The following is a 17574-nucleotide window of genomic DNA, read 5'->3' as shown; positions in this document are numbered from 1 at the left end:
GCGCCGCTCGTCTCAGCCCTCCCCCGGTCCCTCGCCCTCCCCTGAACCCCCGCCCTCCGGCTCCCAGTCCAGCAGCCTGACCTTCGCCACCGTACGGACGTGGCGGCGCATGGCGGTGGCCGCCCGGCGGGGGTCGCCGGCGGCGATCGCGTCCAGGATGGCGCGGTGCTGGGCGAGGGAGCGGGCCGGGCGGGCCGGCTGGCGCAGGGACTCCGTGCGGCTCTCGGCGATCTGCGGGGCGATGGAGCGCATGAACTCCGCGAGCAGGCCGCTGTGCGCCGCCGCCGTCACCGCCGCGTGGAACAGACGGTCGCCCTCGACGCCGTGCCCGCCCGCCGCGATCTCCTCCGCCATCACCTCCAGCGCGGAACGCATCGCCGTGAGGTCGGCGTCCGTGCGGCGCTCGGCGGCCAGTTCGGCGAGTTTCGTCTCCAGGGCCTCGCGGGCCTCCAGGACGTCCGGCAGCCGCCGGCGGCGTTCCACCATCTCCTCGACCGGTTCCACGTCGAGGCTGTCCCGGACCAGGTACGTGCCGCCGCCGTGCCGCACCTCCACCAGGCCCTGGACCTCCAGGACCACGATGGCCTGCTTCACCGAGGCCCGGCTGACCCCGAGCCGCTGGGCGAGGTCGCGTTCGGGCGGGAGGCGGTCGCCGGCGCGCAGGCCGCCCTCGGCGACGTACTGCCGCAGCCGCTGGAGCACCTGCTCGTACAGGCGCCGCCGGGGCATCGGGCGCAAGGCGTCGGTCACGATTTCCCCCCTCCCGACGGGAGGTTAACACCCTGGCGAAGTGGCCGAGTGGCTGAGCCAATTCATGCGCGACCCCTTGACGGTGTCCGGCGGCGGGCCCACGCTGAGCCCGCATGTCCCCCGAACTCGTCTCGATCCTCGTGCTCGTCGTGGTGTTCACCGTCGCCACCACGCGTTCCGTCAACATGGGCGCCCTCGCCTTCGCCGCCGCCTTCGGGGTCGGCACCCTCGTCGCGGACCTCGACGCGGACGGCATCTTCGCCGGGTTCCCCGGTGATCTCTTCGTCGTCCTGGTCGGTGTCACGTACCTGTTCGCCATCGCGCGGGCCAACGGCACCACCGACTGGCTGGTGCACGCCGCGGTGCGGCTGGTGCGGGGGCGGGTGGCGCTGATCCCGTGGGTGATGTTCGCGCTCACCGGGGCGCTCACCGCGATCGGCGCGGTCAGTCCGGCGGCCGTCGCGATCGTCGCGCCGGTCGCCCTCAGCTTCGCCACCCGGTACCGGATCAGCCCGCTGCTGATGGGCACGATGGTCGTGCACGGCGCCCAGGCCGGCGGGTTCTCACCGATCAGCATCTACGGGTCGATCGTCAACGGGATCGTCGAGCGGGAGGAGCTACCGGGGAGCGAGATCGGGCTGTTCCTGGCGTCGCTGCTCGCCAACCTCGTCATCGCCGGGGTGGTGTTCGCGCTGTTCGGGGGGCGGAAGCTGTGGACGCGGGGGGCCGCCGGCGACCCCGTGGCGGACGACGGCGAGGACGGCCCGGTGCGGCTCTCCCCCGCCCGTGTCGCCACCCTCGCCGCCCTGGCCGCCCTCGTCGTCGCCGTCCTCGGCTTCGACCTGGACGCGGGGCTGACCGCCGTGAGCCTCGCGGTCGTCCTGAGCACCCTCTGGCCCGAGGACAGCCGCCGCGCGGTGACCGAGATCGCCTGGTCGACCGTGCTGCTGATCTGCGGTGTGCTGACCTACGTCGGTGTCCTCCAGGAGATGGGCACCATCACCTGGGCCGGCGAGGGCGTCGGTGGCATCGGTGTCCCGCTGCTGGCGGCCGTGCTGCTGTGCTACATCGGCGCGCTGGTGTCGGCGTTCGCCTCCTCGGTGGGGATCATGGGGGCGCTGATCCCGCTGGCCGTGCCGTTCCTCGCGCAGGGCGAGATCGGGGCGGTCGGCATGGTCGCGGCGCTGGCGGTGTCGGCGACGGTCGTGGACGTCAGCCCGTTCTCGACCAACGGGGCGCTGGTGCTGGCGGCGGCACCGGACGTCGACCGTGACCGTTTCTTCCGGCAGCTGATGGTGTACGGAGGAGTCGTGGTGGCGGTGGTGCCGGCCCTGGCGTGGCTGGTGCTGGTCGTGCCCAACTCGTAAGCGGAGCAAAGGAGCAGTACTCGTGTCCTCACTCTTCCCGGCCCTCACCGGCGCCCCCGCCGACCGGCCCGCCCTGCGGTTCGGCGCACGCTCCCTGACCTACGCGGAACTGGCCGCCGCGGCCGGTGCCACGGCCCGGCGGCTCGGCGGGGCCGGGCGGGTGGCCGTCTGGGCGACCCCGTCGCTGGAGACCGCCGTCGCCGTGGTCGCCGCGCTGCTGGCCGGCGTGCCCGCCGTACCGCTCAACCCGAAGTCGGGCGAGAAGGAGCTGCGGCACATCCTCTCCGACAGCGCGCCGTCGCTGGTCCTGGCCGCCCCCGGCGACCGGCTCCCTGCGCCGCTCGCCGGCCTGCCCCGCGCCGACGTCGACGTGGCCGCCCGGGGGCCGGTGCCGGCGCCGGACGCCGCGGACGGCGACCCCGCGCTGGTCGTCTACACCTCCGGCACCACCGGCCCGCCCAAGGGCGCCGTGCTGCCCCGCCGGGCCGTCGCCGCCACCCTCGACGCGCTCGCCGACGCCTGGGGCTGGACGGGGGACGACGTCCTGGTGCACGGGCTGCCGCTGTTCCACGTGCACGGGCTGGTCCTCGGCGTTCTCGGGCCGGTCCGGCGCGGCGGGTCGGTGCGGCACCTGGGGCGGTTCTCCACCGAGGGCGTGGCGCGCGAGCTGAACGACGGCGCCACCATGCTCTTCGGCGTGCCGACCATGTACCACCGGATCGCGGAGGCGCTGCCCGCCGAACCCGAGCTGGTCGAGGCGCTGGCCGGGGCCCGGCTGCTGGTCTCCGGTTCCGCCGCGCTGCCCGTCCACGACCACGAGCGGATCGCCGCCGCCACCGGACGCCGGGTCGTCGAGCGGTACGGGATGACCGAGACGCTGATGAACACCAGCGTCCGCGCCGACGGCGAGGCCCGCGCCGGGACGGTGGGCGTGCCGCTGCCGGGGGTGGAGCTGCGGCTGGTGGAGGAGGACGGGTCCAAGGTCACGGCGTACGACGGGGAGACCGTCGGCGAGATCCAGGTGCGCGGGCCCAACCTGTTCACCGAGTACCTCAACCGCCCCGACGCGACCGCCGCCGCCTTCACCGCCGACGGCTTCTTCCGCACCGGCGACATGGCGGTCCGCGATCCCGACGGCTATGTCCGCATCGTCGGCCGCAAGGCCACCGACCTCATCAAGAGCGGCGGGTACAAGATCGGCGCCGGGGAGATCGAGAACGCGCTCCTCGAACACCCGGCGGTGCGGGAGGCGGCTGTCACGGGCGAACCGGACCCCGACCTCGGCGAGCGGATCGTGGCGTGGGTGGTGCCCGCCGATCCAGGGGCCCCGCCCGCGCTGGAGGAACTGGCCGGCCACGTCGCCGCCCGCCTCGCCCCGCACAAGCGGCCCCGGGTCCTGCGCCATCTCGACGCCCTGCCCCGCAACGACATGGGGAAGATCATGAAGCGGTCGCTGAGCCATGACTGAGCGGCTTCCCGCCCGCCGCCTGCTCGCCCGGCTCACCGACGACTTCACCGAACTCCCGTATCCCACAAGGGAGTACGGTCCCGACGGCCCCCTCGGCTGGCCGGGCTACGACGCCTCCCGCGCCCGTGCCGCCGAGCGCACCGGCGAGTCCGAGTCCGTCGTCTGCGGCACCGGCCGGGTCGAGGGCACCCCGGCGGTGCTGATCGCCTTCGAGTTCGGCTTCCTCGGCGGCTCGCTGGGACAGCGCACCGGCGACCGGCTGGAGGCGGCGTACACCTACGCCCGCGCCCACCGGCTGCCGGTCGTCCCGCTGGTCGCCACCGGCGGCAGCCGGATGCAGGAGGGCATGCCGGCGCTGGCCCAGCTCCAGCGGGTGGCCCGGCAGTCGGCGCTGACCGGACAGGCCGGGCTGGCGCAGATCGCCGTCCTGCGCGACCCGACCACCGGGGGCGGCTGGGCGACCCTCGGGGCCGGTGCCGACGTGGTGCTGGCGCTGCCCGGCGCGCAGGTCGGTTTCGCCGGGTCCCGGGTCCGGCCGCCGGACGCCGACCCGGCGGCGTACACCGCCGAGGCGCAGGTCGCGGCGGGCTCGGCGGACGCCGTCGTACCCCCCGGCGAGCTGCGCCGGACGCTGGGCCACTGGCTGCGGCTGCTCACCCGGCCCGCCACCGGACCGGCCCCCGTCCCCGCGCCGCTCGGCGCGACCGCACCGCCGGACAGCGGGCGGGAGGCGGTGCGCCGGGCGCGCGCGCCGGGGCGTCCGCGGGCCCGCGCCTACCTGGACGCCTACTTCACCGACCGCGCCGAGATCAGCGGCGACCGCTGCGGCGGCACCGACCCGGAGGGCATCCTGTGCGGCTTCGGCACCCGTGCCGGAAGGACCGTCGCCTACGCCGCCCAGACCGGGACCGCGACCCGCCCCGCCGGGTACCGCACCGCCGCCCGGCTGATCCGGCTCGCGGACCGGCTCGGCATCCCGGTGCTGACGCTGGTGGACACCCCGGGCGCCGCCAACGACGCCGAGGCCGAACGGCAGGGGGCGGGGCCGGCCATCGCCGAGCTGTTCGGCGCGGTGGCCGTCGCCCGCACGCCCGTGACCACGCTGCTCATCGGCGAGGGCGGCTCGGGCGGGGCGCTGGCGCTGGCGGCACCGGGCCGGACCTGGGCCACCCCGGACAGCTACTTCTCGGTCATCGGGCCGGAGGCGGCGGCGTCGATCCTGAAGCGGCCGCCGGAGCGGGCGGACGAGACCGCCGACCAACTGCGGCTGCGCCCGCAGGACGGGGTGCGCCTTGGCGTGATCCGAACAAGCGAGCAGATGTTCCCTGGAACAGGTGATCGTCGCTCATGAGCGCGCGTGCGGCCGGTGAGACCGACGAGACTGACGGTGCGCAAGCGACGGGCTGCAGACCGTGGTCGGCGCAGGTCCCACACCGCGGTAATCACGCAAGGAGCAGTACTCACATGAACGTTCTCACCGACATCCTCGCCGGCCTCGTCCACTTCGTGGGCTGGCTGGTCTGAGGTACGTACGGCAGAACAACGGCGGCGCCGTCTCCCCGTCCCAGGGAGGCGGCGCCGTCCGTGTGTTCCCTAACGGACGCCCACCGCGCCGATGAGCGACTGCGTCACCGAGCCGCCCCGGTCGTCGTGGGCCGAGGCGCGCAGCGAGACGGAGTCCGCGTCGCGGGGCACGTCCAGCGTCCCGTGCCAGGTCGCGCCCTTCCCGCCGGTCAGCCGGACGGACGTCCAGGTCGTCCCGTCGTCGTAGGAGACGGCGAGCTGCCCGCCGCCGAGGGTCCCGGTGTCCGGCGCCCCCGCCACGTACTCCGCGCCCAGCCCGATGCCGAGCCGGTGGCCGCCGCGCACCGCGCCCGCGAGGTCGGTGCCGACGTCGAAGGAGAGGTTGATGAGCGGAAGGTGGGTGTAACGGTCCTCCGGGGTCGCCGAGGACCGGAAGGTCCACTCGGCGTGGCCCGTCGCCCCGGTCCCCCAGCGCTCCGCGTCCAGCGCGGTGTCGGTCACGAGCCGGTACGTGTGCTCGTCGGCCGGCGCGTCCTGGACGTAGGCGGTCGACCCGTTCATCCGGTCGACGAGTTCCCCGTCCTGGTACACCGCCGTGGTCTGGGACAGGCCGCTGTCCGCGCCGTACACGTCACCGAACCCGGTGTGGTCCGGACCCGAGTCGCCCCAGCCGGGCGCGTTGAACCGCATCCGGTCGCCCGCGCGCTGCTGCCCCCAGCCGAGGCCGGTGCCGAGGTAGGGGTGCCAGACCGGCTTGAACCAGTTCAGCGCGGCACGCGATCCGCCCGCGTACGCGACCGGTCCGCCGCGTTGCTCCAGCGCGCCGCCGGCCGAGTCCACCGACTCGTGCCAGAGCTGGCCGGGACCGGTGGAGACGTACTCGGTGCGCTCGGCGGGGAAGCCGATCCGCTCCTTGAAACCGAGGCCGAGGGGGAAGGTGCCGGTGAGCGAGTAGCGGAACTCGCCCCCGGTGGACGGTTCGGCACCGTGGTACCTGGCGTCCAGGACGGCCAGGTCCCGCTTGCCGGGGCGGTAGGTGAGGTCCCGGTCGGGGACCGCGCCGGGATGGCCTTCGGACAGGTCGTACGTGTACGGCGTGTCGCGCGTGCCGGTCATGTCGACGCGGTCCGCCTGCCGTAGCCGGGCCGCGTCGGCGGCGTTCACGGTGGCGATGGTCAGCGGGCGGTCGGCGTTGTCGTCCGTGCCCCACCAGGCCGACAGCCGGCCGGGCGCGTCGTCGGTCACGAACAGCGCCCGCGCGCCCGCGTCCTGGGCCGCCCGGGCGAGGGCGGCCGGGTCGGTGCCGTCGGTGAGCCGGGCGAGGACCGCCTTGCCCTCGGCCCCGGTGACCGGCCCGTCGCCGACGTCGGCCAGCGGCAGCCGGGTGCGGCCCTCGGCCAGGGTGCCGCCGGCCTGGACGGTGGCCTCCCCGACGCCCTTGACGGTGAGGAGCGGCTTGCCCAGCCGCCACACGGTCCGGTACTCGAAGCCGCCCTCGGTGACCTCCGGGCCGGTGGGCGCCGCGAAGACGCTGTCGTACGTCACCGGCACCTGGACCGCGCCGAACAGGTCGGCGCCGTGCGCGCTGCGGTCGTACTCCATGAGCAGCTGCCGGGTCTCGGTGCGCCGGTCCACGTCGGCGCGGATCTCGCGGAGCGCCCGGCCGTCGAGGGTGATCTCGCGGTCCCGGTCGACGACCACCTCGGGGGCGGCGAGGAACCCGAGGCCGAGGGAGTCCGCGCCGTGGGCGCCGCGCACGTCGAGGAAGGTGGAGAGGCTGTACGTGCCCGGCGCCAGGCGCAGTGCGAGGGTGCCGGAGTCACCGACGTACGCCGGGACCGGGTCGACGCCCTCGGCCAGCCGCTGCACGGTCAGGCCGGCGGCGGTGCCCGCGCCCGAGCGGTCCTTGACGTGGACGGTGAGCGTGTACCGCTCCTCCTCCTTGACCAGGCCGAACGCGGTGTGCGCGACGGTCTTCCCGGCCGCGTCGGCCGCCACGATCCGGCCGCTGGTGGCACCGACGGGCGCGTCCGTGCCGTCGCCGGTCACGGTGGTGGACGCGGTGCCGTGGGCGGGGACGGTGAGGGCGGTGTCGGCGAGGGTGACGACGCCTTCGGGGGCGCCGTGCACCGAGAGCCTCAGCTCCACGTCCGTGTCGGAGGAGTTGGAGTAGGTCACGGTCCGGGTGACCGGCTCGTTCTCCTCGTACGGCCAGGAGTGGAAGCCGAGGTCGGCGCTTCCGGTGGCGGTGACGTCGGCGCCGACCGCGTCCGGCACGCTGACCCGGCCCGCGCCGAGTTGGTAGGCGGAGGCGCCGAGGTGCTTCGACGTCGACATCAGCGCGTCCTTCAGCCGCGCGCCGGTCCAGTCCGGGTGCCGCTGGGCGAGCAGGGCGGCCACCCCGGCGACGTGCGGGGTCGCCATCGACGTACCGTCCATGGAGGTGTAGGCGCCGGTGCCCTCGGTGAGGGTGGAGCGGGCGGCGAGGATGCCGACGCCGGGGGCGGACAGGTCGGGCTTGAGGGCGTGGTCGCCGAAGCGGGGGCCGGCGCTGGTGAACCAGGCCGCCGCGTCGGCGGAGTCCACGGCGCCGACGGTCAGCGCGGCGTCGGCGGCGCCCGGCGAGCCGATGGACGAAGGGCTGCCGGTGTTGCCGGCGGCGATCACGAAGAGCGCGCCGGTCTCGGCGGACAGGGTGTTCACGGCCCGCGCCATCGGGTCGGTGCCGTCGCTGGGCTCGGTGGAGCCGAGGGACATCGAGACGACGTCCGCCTTCACGTCCCGCGCGGCCCACTCCATGCCGGCGATGATCTGTGACTCGCTGCCCGAGCCCTGGTCGCCGAGGACCTTGCCGACGGCGAGCGTGGCGCCGGGCGCGACGCCCCGCTCCTTGCCGTCGGAGGCGGCGCCGCTGCCGCCGACCGTGGAGGTGACGTGGGTGCCGTGGCCGTGCCGGTCGGCGACCTCCTCGCCCTCGACGAAGCTGCGGGAGGCCGCGATCCGGCCGCTGAGGTCGGGGTGGTCCGCGTCCACGCCGCTGTCCAGGACGGCGACGGTGACGCCCTTGCCGGTCAGGCCCGCGTCCCAGGCCGCCGGGGTGCCGATCTGGGTGTTGCTTTCGGCCATCTCCGCGCTGACCCGGCCGTCGAGCCAGACGCCGTCGACGTCCCCGCTGTGCCGGGTGAAGTCCCGCCAGAACTCCCGGCCCTTGTCCGCCTCGACGGCCGCGCCGCGCACACTGGGCAGCGCCCGGGTCCGCTCGGCACCGCGCGGCGTGACGACCGGCGCGTCCTTCTCGTAGGTGACGATCAGCGGCAGCGCGCCGGAGCCGGTGTCGCCGAGCCCCTGCCGCAGCAGCCCGGTGACGTCGAAGAGCCGTTCGTCGAGGGTGCCGGCCCGCAGGTGGGGCAGGGCCTCGTCCGGTACGACGGTGACGGAGCCGTTCGCGTTCTGGGTGCGTACGGCGCCGGTGGCGCCCTTGGGCCGCTCCACCGTGACCGTCTTCTTCCCGCCCCCGGCCTCGGTGACGGTGACGCGGTCGCCGGTGATCAGGGTGACGGTCCGGCCGTCCGCGCGCGCGGCGGGCTCCGGGGCCGTCGCGGTCGCGGTGGTGGCGGTCGCCGCCGGCGCCGCCGGGCCGGCCGGCAGCAGCGCGCACACCAGTCCGACGGCCGCCAGGGCCGGGCCGGAACCCCCGCGTCCCACGCGTCTCATGCGCCTCGCGCCTGTCGTGATCATCCACGCCCCTCTCCGTGACTTCGCTCCGGACGAGTCTCAGGCCCCGTGCGCCACAGGGGAGTTGCCCGGACCTGGCGGATGCGCGCAGTGGCGGTTTTCCGCCAGCGCCCCGGTGGACGACCGGCACAACAGAGGACACCAGCAAGCACGGTCCGTCACAATGAGGTCCGTCCGCGTGAGGAAGACGCGCGGAAGAACGGCACAACGGGGAGCGAACGGCACCATGGACGGACTGCTGGAGTTCAAGACCGAGGACGGTGCCCAGGTGGTGGTGGAGGCCGTCGACGAGGAGACCGGCGTCCGCCTGGTCTCCCGGGGCGACGGCCCGGCGCAGGCGGCGCGCACCTTCGAGGGCGCTCTGGAGGGCGTGCGCGCGGCGGCCTCCTCCGCGCTGCGGGTCTTCCGGGACGGCAGCCTCAGACCCGACTCGGTGGAGCTGGAGTTCGGGGTGCGGCTGAGCGCGGAGGCCGGCGCGGTCATCGCCAAGGGCACCGCGGAAGGCCACTTGGTGGTGAGACTGCACTGGTCACCGGGGGCGTCGGCCCCCACGGCACCGGCGGACGGGGAGGCCGCCGCCGGATCGTGACCGGCACCACGGCCGCTTGGCACGCCCGGATCAGATGCGGCCGGGAGGTCGGCGCGGGGTTCCTCGTCACCGAGCGCCTGCTGCTCACCTGCGCCCACGTCGTCGTACGGCACGACACCGAGCCGGTCACGGTCTCCTTCCCGGGCCACCGCGACCTGGGCGACCTGACCGCCCGCGTCGTCGACCGGGGACCCTGGCGGGAGGAGTCCGACGACCGCGGCGACCTGGTGGTCCTCGAACTGGCGCGGAAGGTGCCCGTGCGCCCCGCCGTGTTCGCCCCGCCCGGCGCGGCACACCACGCCCCCGAACTGGTCGCCTACGGCTTCCCGTCCCGGCTGGACGACGGTGTGCTCGCCACCTACCGGGCCGTGCCCGGACCGCTCATCGCGGACGAGTGGATGCAGTTGGAGGCGCTCACGGCGCACGGGCAGACACTGGTGGGCGGGTTCAGCGGGGCGGCGGTGACGCTCCGCGACCACTCGGTCGTCGGCATGGTCGTCTCCACCACGGGCTCGCACGTCGGCAGGATGCTGCCCGTCGAGGTCATGGCCCGCTACTGGAAAGGGCTCGGCGACCTGATGCCGGCGCCCCGTCCCGGCCCGGACACGGGTCGGCTGGAGACGCTGCTGCGGCGGGCCGAGCGGGTCCGCCCGGACTGCGATCCGAACCGGCTGTACGCCTCCGCCGTGGACCTCTTCGCCCCGCAGCCCGAGCGGCCGTTCACCTCGCTGCGCCAGGCCGCCGAGTACGTGCGGACCGAGGTCCCGGACCTGGCCGCCGAGGACCGGTTCGCCGACGGACTCCAGCGGGTCCTGGACGAGTGGACGGCCGGCCACCCGCGCCACGCGCCCGGCCCCCGGGGCGCGGCCCCGGCCCCCGGCCACCGGTTCGCGGACGACCGGCACCCCGGCCACCCGCACCCGGCCGACGGCCACACCGCCCGCCCGCGCACCTCCGGCGGCCCGCGCCACGAGCCGGCCGGACGGGCCCCGCGCGGGCCGGCCGGGGCGTCCGCGCCCGCCCCCGGACCGTCCTGGGCCCCCATCGTCGTAGAACTCGTCCGCAGCGGCGCCGGTCCCGACCAGGTCACCGTGGACGTGTCCGCCTACCGCGGCGGGCACCGCCGTCCGGTGGGCACCCGCCGGCTGCCGCAGGACGCGGTACGTTCCTACGTCCAGGACCGGGTGGACGAGGCGTTCAACCACCTCGACCGCGACGCCGAGGCGCTGATCACCTTCGTCCTGCCGGCCGAGTGGCTGAACGAGCCGGTGGCGCACTGGGCGTGCAGCGCCTACGACTCCACCCCGCTGGGCTGCGCGCACCCCCTGGTCGTCGCGGAGCGCGCCCGGCACCGCAGCGGCCGGCTCCGCCACGAACTGACCAAGCGGTGGCAGGAGCTGGACGGCGCGTCGGCCGTCCGGCTGCACCGGGTGGAGTGCGGCACCCGGGAGAACTCCCGCAGCCTGCGCCCGCGGCTGCGGGACGCGGCGTTGACCGGGTTCGCCGCCCCGCCCGCCGCGGTGAAGGAGCACTTCGAGACCGGCCTGCACTTGCCGGTCCCGGTCCTGCTGTGGCGCCGCTCGGACTGCCCCGACGACGACCACGGCAACCACCACGCCGACCGCGGCGGCCCGTGCGCCGGTACGGCGTTCCTGGACCGGCTCACCGAGTCCGTCGACGGCGTGCCTCCGGCCGAACTGCCGCGCCGGATATTGGACTTGCGCGAGGAGGCGTACGCGGCCGACGATCCGGAGGGTCACTGGGCGCGGGAGGTGCAGTTGCTGTGGGACGACCCGCGCTGCTTCCTGGAACCCGCCGCCTGCCTGCACTCGCCCGTCGCACCCATCGGTTGACGAACCACCCGCCGGGCCGCACCGCCGCGCCCCGAACCCGAAAGAGAAACCCCATGGCCCTGTGGCCCGTCTACACCGGAGCGACGCAACCGCACGACGGCATCACCCGGCTGCCCCCGCCGCCGCCGTGGCGGGCCTTCGACGGACACCCCGTGCTCGATCCGCCCGACGAGCACGACGACGCCGCCGCCACCTCGCCCGACCGCACCCACCGCGCCCGCACCTACCAGGCCACCGAGGAGACGGTGCAACTGGTCAACGCGGCCCTGTACCTGCGCCGTCCGCTGCTGGTCACCGGACCGCCCGGCACCGGCAAGTCGTCGCTGGCGTACGCGGTCGCCCGCGAACTGCGCCTCGGCCCGGTCCTGCGGTGGAACATCACCAGCCGCAGCACCCTGCACGACGGGCTCTACCAGTACGACCCGCTCTCCCGGCTCTACGCGGCCCGGCAGGCGGCGAAGGAGGACGCCGGTTCCGGGGCGGCCTCCGGCGCCGGCGTCGAGAACCACCTGCGGCTCGGCCCGCTGGGCACCGCCCTGCTCCCGTACGCCCGGCCCCGGGCCCTGCTCATCGACGAGATCGACAAGAGCGACCTGGACCTGCCCAACGACCTGCTGAACGTGCTGGAGGAGGGCCAGTACGAGATCCCCGAACTGGTGCGCGCCGCCCGGGACGTCCCGGACGGGCGGACCGAGGTGATGGCCGACGGCACCGACCGGCGGGTCCCGGTGCGGCACGGCCGGGTGCGCTGCCACGCCTTCCCGTTCGTGGTGCTGACCAGCAACGGCGAGCGCGAGTTCCCGCCCGCCTTCCTGCGCCGCTGTGTCACCCTGCGGCTGCGCCAGCCCGACGACCGGCACCTCGCCGAGATCGTCCGGGCGCACCTGGGCGAGCCGGACGCCTACGCCCGGCAGCTCATCGACCGGTTCCTGTCCCGGGTGGGCAGCGGCGACCTCGCCACCGACCAGCTCCTCAACGCCATCTACCTGGCCCGTGCCTCCGGTCTGGCCGCCGGCTCCCTCGACGAACTGGCCGAGCAGCTGATGCCGTACCTGGGGCAGTCCCCGCAGCCGCATGCCTTCTGACCCCTCCGGCGTTCCGGAGCCCGTGGCCCGCCTGGCCGACGTTCTCGGCCGGGCGGCCTCCGGCACGCGCCCGACCCCGCTGGAACTGGCGGAAGTGCTGTGGCTGGCCGGGCACATGGCGCCCGGCCCGGACCGCACCGTCCCGTCCCCGGCACCCCCGCACGCACGGCCCCCGGACATCCCCGCGCCGGCCGCCCCGCCCACGCCGCGCGCACCTGGGACGGACACCCGCCCGCTGGAGCGGCGACCACCGTCCCCGCCCAGCCCCCCGGCCCCGCCGCGCGCCCCGCTGCACCTGCCGTCCCGGACCCCGGCGACGGGGTCGGCGCCGGGGACGGGCACGCCGCGGTTCCAGCCGCACGCCGCCGTGCTGGCCCCGGCGCCGCCGATGCTGCCGCACCCGCTGGCCCTCCAGCGTTCCCTGCGCCCGCTGCGGCGCCGTACCGACGCGCCCGCCGTCCGGGAGGTCGACGAGGCGGCGACCGCCGACCGCATCGCCCGGCTCGGCGCCGACCCCCGCTGGTGGCTGCCGGTCATGCGCCCCGCCCAGGAGCGCTGGCTCAGGCTCGACCTGGTGTACGACGACGGGCCGACGATGCCGGTCTGGCGTCCCCTGGTCCGCGAACTGCACACCGCCCTCGCCCAGTCGGGCGTCTTCCGCACGGTCACCCTGCACCGGGCGCTGCCCGACGGCACGGTGGCCGGTGACGGCGTGCACGCCGTCACCGACGGCCGGAGCGTCACCCTCCTGATCAGCGACTGCATGGGCCCGCAGTGGCGGGCCGGGCCGGCCGGCACCCGCTGGTTCGCCGCGCTGCGCCGCTGGGCGCGCCGGATGCCGCTGGCCGTCGTCCAGCCGCTGCCCGAACACCTGTGGCGGGACACGGCGCTGCCGCCGGTCGCCGGCCGGCTGTCCGCCCCCTACCGGGCCGCGCCCAGCGCCGCGCTGGCCTTCACCCCGTACGACACCGCCGAGGACGCCCCGCCCGAGGGCGCCGTGCCCGTGCCGGTCCTCGAACCCGGCCCCGAGTGGCTGGCCAACTGGGCGGCGCTGGTGGCCGGTCCGGGCGGCGCGGGGCACCCCGGCGCGGCGGCGGCGCTGCTGCGTCCGCTGCCCGCCGACGCCGACGACCGCACCGACGTGGCCCGGCTGCCCGCCGAGGACCTGGTGCTCAGGTTCCGGGCGACCGCGTCCCCGGAGGCGTACCGGCTGGCCGGACACCTCGCGCTGGGACGCCCGGACCTGCCGGTGATGCGGCTGGTGCAGGCCGCCGTGGAACCGGAGCCGCGGCCCGCGCACCTGGCCGAGGTGATCCTCAGCGGCCTGCTCTCCGCCCTGCCGGGGCCGCCCGGTTCGTACGCCTGGCGGCCCGGCGTCCGCGACCTGCTGCTGCGCGGGCTGCCGCGCACCGCCCGCGCCCGCACCCGCGACCTGCTGCTGCGCACCGGCGACCTGATCGAGGAGCGGGCGGGCCGGTTCCCCGGCGAGATCCCCGCCCTGACCCCGGCCGCGGACGGCACCGAGACCGGCCCGCGCGGCGAGGCGATCGCCGAGATCAGCGAGCGCGGCGCCCGGTGGCTGAGCGGCGTCGGCGACACCGGCGGCGTCCGCCCGCCGCGGTCGTCCCCCGGCCGCCCGGCCGACCGCTACCGGCTGGTCCGGCGCCTCAACCCCACCGGCCGGGTGTGGCTGGCCGAGGACACCGCGACCGGCCGGACGGTGACGGTCAGGCGGCACGACCCCGTCACCGACCGGGCCCGGCGCGAGGCGTTCCTGCGCGACGCCCGGCTGCTGCGGGAGATCCGGCACCCGAACGTGGTCGCCGTCCTCGACGCCGGCGTGGACGACGACGACACGCCCTACGTCGTCATGGAACACCTCGACGGCATCGCCCTGAACACCCTGACCCGCCCCTACGGCAACCGGCTGCCCGCGCCGCTGACCGTGGGCGTCGCCGCGCAGCTGGCCCGGGCGCTCACCGCCGTCCACGAGGCGGGCACCGTGCACGGCGCGCCGGAGCTGTCCCGGCTGGTGCTGCTGCCGGACGGCACGGTGCGGCTCAGCCTCTTCGCGCCGGGCCGGGGCGGGCGTCCGGGCGGCCGGTCGGCGGACCTGCGCGCGCTGTGCGAGGTGGTGCTGCTGCTGACGTCGGGCACCTCGCGGCTGACCGTGCCCGTCGACTCCCGGCGGCTCGTCCTGCTGCCGCCCGCCCTGCGCGGCCCGTTCGCGCACGCCCTGGACCTGCTGATGTCGCCGTCGCTCGGGGCGCAGGTCCAGGGCCGGGACCTGCTCACCGACCCGGAGCTGCCCCGGCTGGCGCGGGAGGCGTACGACCAGCGGTTCTACTACGCCCTGGGCCCGCTGCGCGTGGACGGACCCCAGGGCTCCCCCGAGCTGCCGCCGGACGCGGGCGCGCTGCTCGCCGTACTGCTGCTCAAACACGGCCGTACGGTCACCCACGAGGAGCTGCGGTACGGCCTGTGGGACCCCGCCGACGAACCGCCCGACTGGCGGTCCCGGGTGCGCCGGGCGGTGGACCGGCTGACGGAGGCGCTCGGCCCCGGCGTGCTCGCCACCCCCTCGCACGGGTACGCGCTGCACACCAGCGCCGACTTCGTGGACGTGGTGCACTGCGAGGAACTGGTCCGGGCGGCCGACCGGGCGCAGACGGCGGGCGCCGACACCGAGGCGCGCGAGCTGGTCGCCGAGGCGCTGGCGCTCTGGCGCTCCGGGGACCCGCTCCCCGGCCTGCCCGGCCCCGCCGCCCGCACCGCCCGGGGCCGCCTCCAGCAGCTCCGCCTCGCCCTGCACGCCCGGCTCGCCGGACTGGACCTGGCGCTGGGCGAGGCCGAACGGGCGGCCCGCAACCTGGCCGGCCTGCTGCGCACGCACCCGCTCCACGAGACCTTCCTCCGCCTCCACCTGATCGCGCTGCGCCGCCTGGGCCGCCTCGACGAGGCGCTGGACGCGTACGAGGAGTACGAGCTGTCCGGCGGCGGCAACCCGGAGCTGCTGGCCCTCGGCCGGGAACTGCGCCAGGACCACGCCGTACCGGTGGACGGCCCCGAGGCCTACCAGGGGGACGCGACGGACGGGTCCCCGGACATGGCCGCGCCGGACGAACTGCCGGAGGGCCCGTTCCCGACGGAGGACGACCGCTGGTCGCCGCTGCTGTCGGAACCTGAGGACCTGCCGGACGAGGCGGCCGGAGCCTTCCCGCCGACCGGGGACGCGCCGCGGACGCCGGTCGGCTACCCGCCGTTCGACCCGGAGGGACGGGAGGACGAGGACGGCGAGGACGGCGAGGACGGCGAGGACGGCCAGGACGGCCAGGAGGACGGGGACGGACCGGAGGACGGGGACGGACCGGAGGAACTGGAGGACTGGCTCGGCTCCCGAGAATCCGGCCCCGAGCCGCCACAGCGGTCCCCCCTGGACTCTCTGGACTCTCTGGGCTCTCTGGGCTCTCTGGACTCCCTCAACTCCCTGGACTTCCTGGAGGAGTACGAGACCGACCACCACGCCTGCGTCCGCTACACGCTGGCCGACGGCCCCCGCGGCGCGGAGGCGCACGCGGCGCTCACCGCGCTGGTCGCCGACCTGCTGACGGACAGCGGGCTGGACGGCGACGCCTACCGGCTGCCGCCCGCGGGCCCCGAGGGCGTCCTCGTCCGGCTGGAGCCGCGGGTGCCGGCCGTGGAACTGCTGCGGGCGACCGTCGACCGGCTGCCCGGGCGGCTGGCGCGGCTGGGCGGACTGCGGCTGCGGGCGGAGTTCTGGCAGGTGGAGTTCCGGCCGGACGGCGGTGAGGAGCAGGTCTTCCGGGCCGGCCCCGAGGCCGTGGCCGCGGCCCTGGACGACTCCGGGGCGCAGGCGGTCGTCGCCGTGTCCGACGCGCTGTACTACGACGAGGTGGCCGACGAGGACTTCTTCTTCCCGCCGCAGGCGTTCCGGCGGCTGGACGACGAGACGGGCTGGTGCCACCTGGTGCCGGGCACCGCCCGGACGCACCCCGCCGGGCACCCGGTGCGGGGGCCGTTCCCGATGCCCGCCGACGGCTGGGTGCCGCCGCCGCGCGACGCGTCCGAGGCCGTGGTGGTGCTGCCGCCCGACGGCACGCCGCTGGGGCCGGACGCCGAACGGGTCCGCGCGGCGTCCGCCGCCGAACGGGCCGGCTGGCGGTACTGCGAGGTCGACCTGCGGACCCGTCACCTCGTCGTCGACGCGGCGTCCGGGGTGGCGGCGGCCTGGCGCGTCGAGGACCCGGTGCGGGCCGCGGCCGGGCCCGGTCCGGCGGTGCTGCTCGCCGACGCCCTGCGCCGCGCCCGCCGCGCCGCGGGCGACGGTCTCGCCGCCGCCCTGGCGCGGTCCGCCGTCCCCGGTTACGCCGTCGACTGGGCCGTTCCGCGGCCCGTGGCGGCCGGCGGCGGCCACCGCGCCCAGCCCGCGCCGGAGCCGCTGATCACCGGCGCCCGCTGTGTGCTGCTCGGCTTCGACGACGTGGTGGCGCGGCTGTACCGGCCGGGCGCGGAGCGCGAGGTGCTGCTGGACATCGCGCGGCTGGTCGTCGACGACCGCGATCCCGAGGAGGCGCTGTCCGGGGTGCCGCCGCTGCCCGGGGACGGCCCGCGGGCGCAGGGGTACGCCGGGACCCTGGACTTCGTCCGGGCGCTGGCCGGGCACCGCGTCGACGCCGACGTACGGCAGCGGCTGGCCCGGCACGAGGAGCGGGCGGCGCGCACGGCGCGGGCCACCCCGCTCGTGGGCCGGCTGATCCGGGCGCTGCACGTGCGGGAGGTGCCGGTCGCCGTGGTGACCGACCGGGCGGCGGCGCCGGTCACCGCGTATCTGCGGCGCCGGGAGCTGCTGGACGGGGTGACCGGCGGGGTGCACGGCCGGGAGGCGGACCTCACCCGGCTCATGCCGGACCCGGACGTGCTGCACCGGGCCCTGGAGACGGTCGGCGCCGCGCCCGGCGAGTGCGTGCTGGTGGGTTCCTCGGTGGCCGAGCAGACGGCGGCCCGTACCGCGGGGCTGCCGTTCATCGGCTACTGGCGCTCCGAGCGCGTCCGGCACGAGCTGCGCGCCGCCGACCCCGGCGTCCCCCTCGTACCGGACCTGCGCGCGCTGCTCACGGCGGCGGAACAGCGCTGACGGGACGCCACCCGACGGCACCGGCACGGCCTCCCGGAACCCGCCGCC

The 17574-nt window shown here is 76.3% G+C and carries 9 protein-coding genes; 7 read left to right on the top strand and 2 right to left on the bottom strand.

The window, feature by feature from the left end; translation table 11 throughout:
* Positions 1 to 12: 12 nt before the first annotated feature.
* Positions 13 to 750 carry a FadR/GntR family transcriptional regulator gene (locus ACZ3IG_RS02800; protein WP_467428324.1) on the bottom strand — a complete coding sequence of 246 codons (738 nt, stop codon included), beginning with the start codon at positions 748 to 750 and terminating at the stop codon, positions 13 to 15.
* Positions 751 to 863: 113 nt separating this feature from the next.
* Here ACZ3IG_RS02800 and ACZ3IG_RS02795 point away from each other — a divergent pair, with 113 nt between their 5' ends.
* The 3 genes from ACZ3IG_RS02795 to ACZ3IG_RS02785 are packed head-to-tail and all read left to right on the top strand — an operon-like array spanning position 864 to position 4936.
* Complete coding sequence (locus ACZ3IG_RS02795) at positions 864 to 2117, top strand: SLC13 family permease (RefSeq protein ID WP_467428323.1); 1254 nt, start codon at positions 864 to 866, stop codon at positions 2115 to 2117.
* Between the two features lie 22 nt (positions 2118 to 2139).
* A complete protein-coding gene (locus ACZ3IG_RS02790; protein WP_467428321.1) occupies positions 2140 to 3585 on the top strand; it encodes an acyl-CoA synthetase in 1446 nt (481 codons plus the stop codon).
* On the top strand, positions 3578 to 4936 hold the full coding sequence (locus ACZ3IG_RS02785) for a carboxyl transferase domain-containing protein (protein WP_467428319.1): 1359 nt from the start codon (positions 3578 to 3580) through the stop codon (positions 4934 to 4936). Before ACZ3IG_RS02790 ends, ACZ3IG_RS02785 begins: the two co-directional genes overlap by 8 nt.
* 242 nt (positions 4937 to 5178) lie before the next feature.
* On the opposite strand, the gene ACZ3IG_RS02780 is transcribed toward ACZ3IG_RS02785, so the two are convergent.
* On the bottom strand, positions 5179 to 8823 hold the full coding sequence (locus ACZ3IG_RS02780; RefSeq protein ID WP_467428318.1) for a S8 family serine peptidase: 3645 nt from the start codon (positions 8821 to 8823) through the stop codon (positions 5179 to 5181).
* A gap of 247 nt (positions 8824 to 9070) precedes the next feature.
* Here ACZ3IG_RS02780 and ACZ3IG_RS02775 point away from each other — a divergent pair, with 247 nt between their 5' ends.
* From ACZ3IG_RS02775 to ACZ3IG_RS02760, 4 genes are read left to right on the top strand one after another with little or no spacing between them, the layout of a single operon-like run.
* Positions 9071 to 9433, top strand: coding sequence for a CU044_2847 family protein (locus ACZ3IG_RS02775; protein WP_467428316.1), 363 nt, complete (start codon positions 9071 to 9073; stop codon positions 9431 to 9433).
* On the top strand, positions 9430 to 11286 hold the full coding sequence (locus ACZ3IG_RS02770) for a VMAP-C domain-containing protein (RefSeq protein ID WP_467428315.1): 1857 nt from the start codon (positions 9430 to 9432) through the stop codon (positions 11284 to 11286). Before ACZ3IG_RS02775 ends, ACZ3IG_RS02770 begins: the two co-directional genes overlap by 4 nt.
* A 53-nt stretch (positions 11287 to 11339) precedes the next feature.
* Positions 11340 to 12371: an AAA family ATPase gene (locus ACZ3IG_RS02765; protein WP_467428312.1), complete on the top strand. Its 1032-nt coding sequence runs from the start codon at positions 11340 to 11342 to the stop codon at positions 12369 to 12371.
* On the top strand, positions 12361 to 17526 hold the full coding sequence (locus ACZ3IG_RS02760; RefSeq protein ID WP_467428310.1) for an SAV_2336 N-terminal domain-related protein: 5166 nt from the start codon (positions 12361 to 12363) through the stop codon (positions 17524 to 17526). The genes ACZ3IG_RS02765 and ACZ3IG_RS02760 overlap by 11 nt, the downstream gene beginning before the upstream one ends.
* Positions 17527 to 17574 lie beyond the last annotated feature (48 nt).

Source organism: Streptomyces sp. NPDC016677 (assembly GCF_055562815.1).
Note: the sequence above shows the minus strand (reverse complement) of the source record. Positions and strands in the feature narration are given on the sequence as shown.

What these genes read in the sequence shown, in the direction of transcription:
- ACZ3IG_RS02760 (WP_467428310.1), top strand. Translation starts at nt 12,361, where the DNA reads ATGCCTTCTGACCCCTCCGGCGTTCCGGAGCCCGTGGCCCGCCTGGCC.
- ACZ3IG_RS02780 (WP_467428318.1), bottom strand. Translation starts at nt 8,823, where the DNA reads ATGAGACGCGTGGGACGCGGGGGTTCCGGCCCGGCCCTGGCGGCCGTC.
- ACZ3IG_RS02765 (WP_467428312.1), top strand. Translation starts at nt 11,340, where the DNA reads ATGGCCCTGTGGCCCGTCTACACCGGAGCGACGCAACCGCACGACGGC.
- ACZ3IG_RS02795 (WP_467428323.1), top strand. Translation starts at nt 864, where the DNA reads ATGTCCCCCGAACTCGTCTCGATCCTCGTGCTCGTCGTGGTGTTCACC.
- ACZ3IG_RS02775 (WP_467428316.1), top strand. Translation starts at nt 9,071, where the DNA reads ATGGACGGACTGCTGGAGTTCAAGACCGAGGACGGTGCCCAGGTGGTG.
- ACZ3IG_RS02785 (WP_467428319.1), top strand. Translation starts at nt 3,578, where the DNA reads ATGACTGAGCGGCTTCCCGCCCGCCGCCTGCTCGCCCGGCTCACCGAC.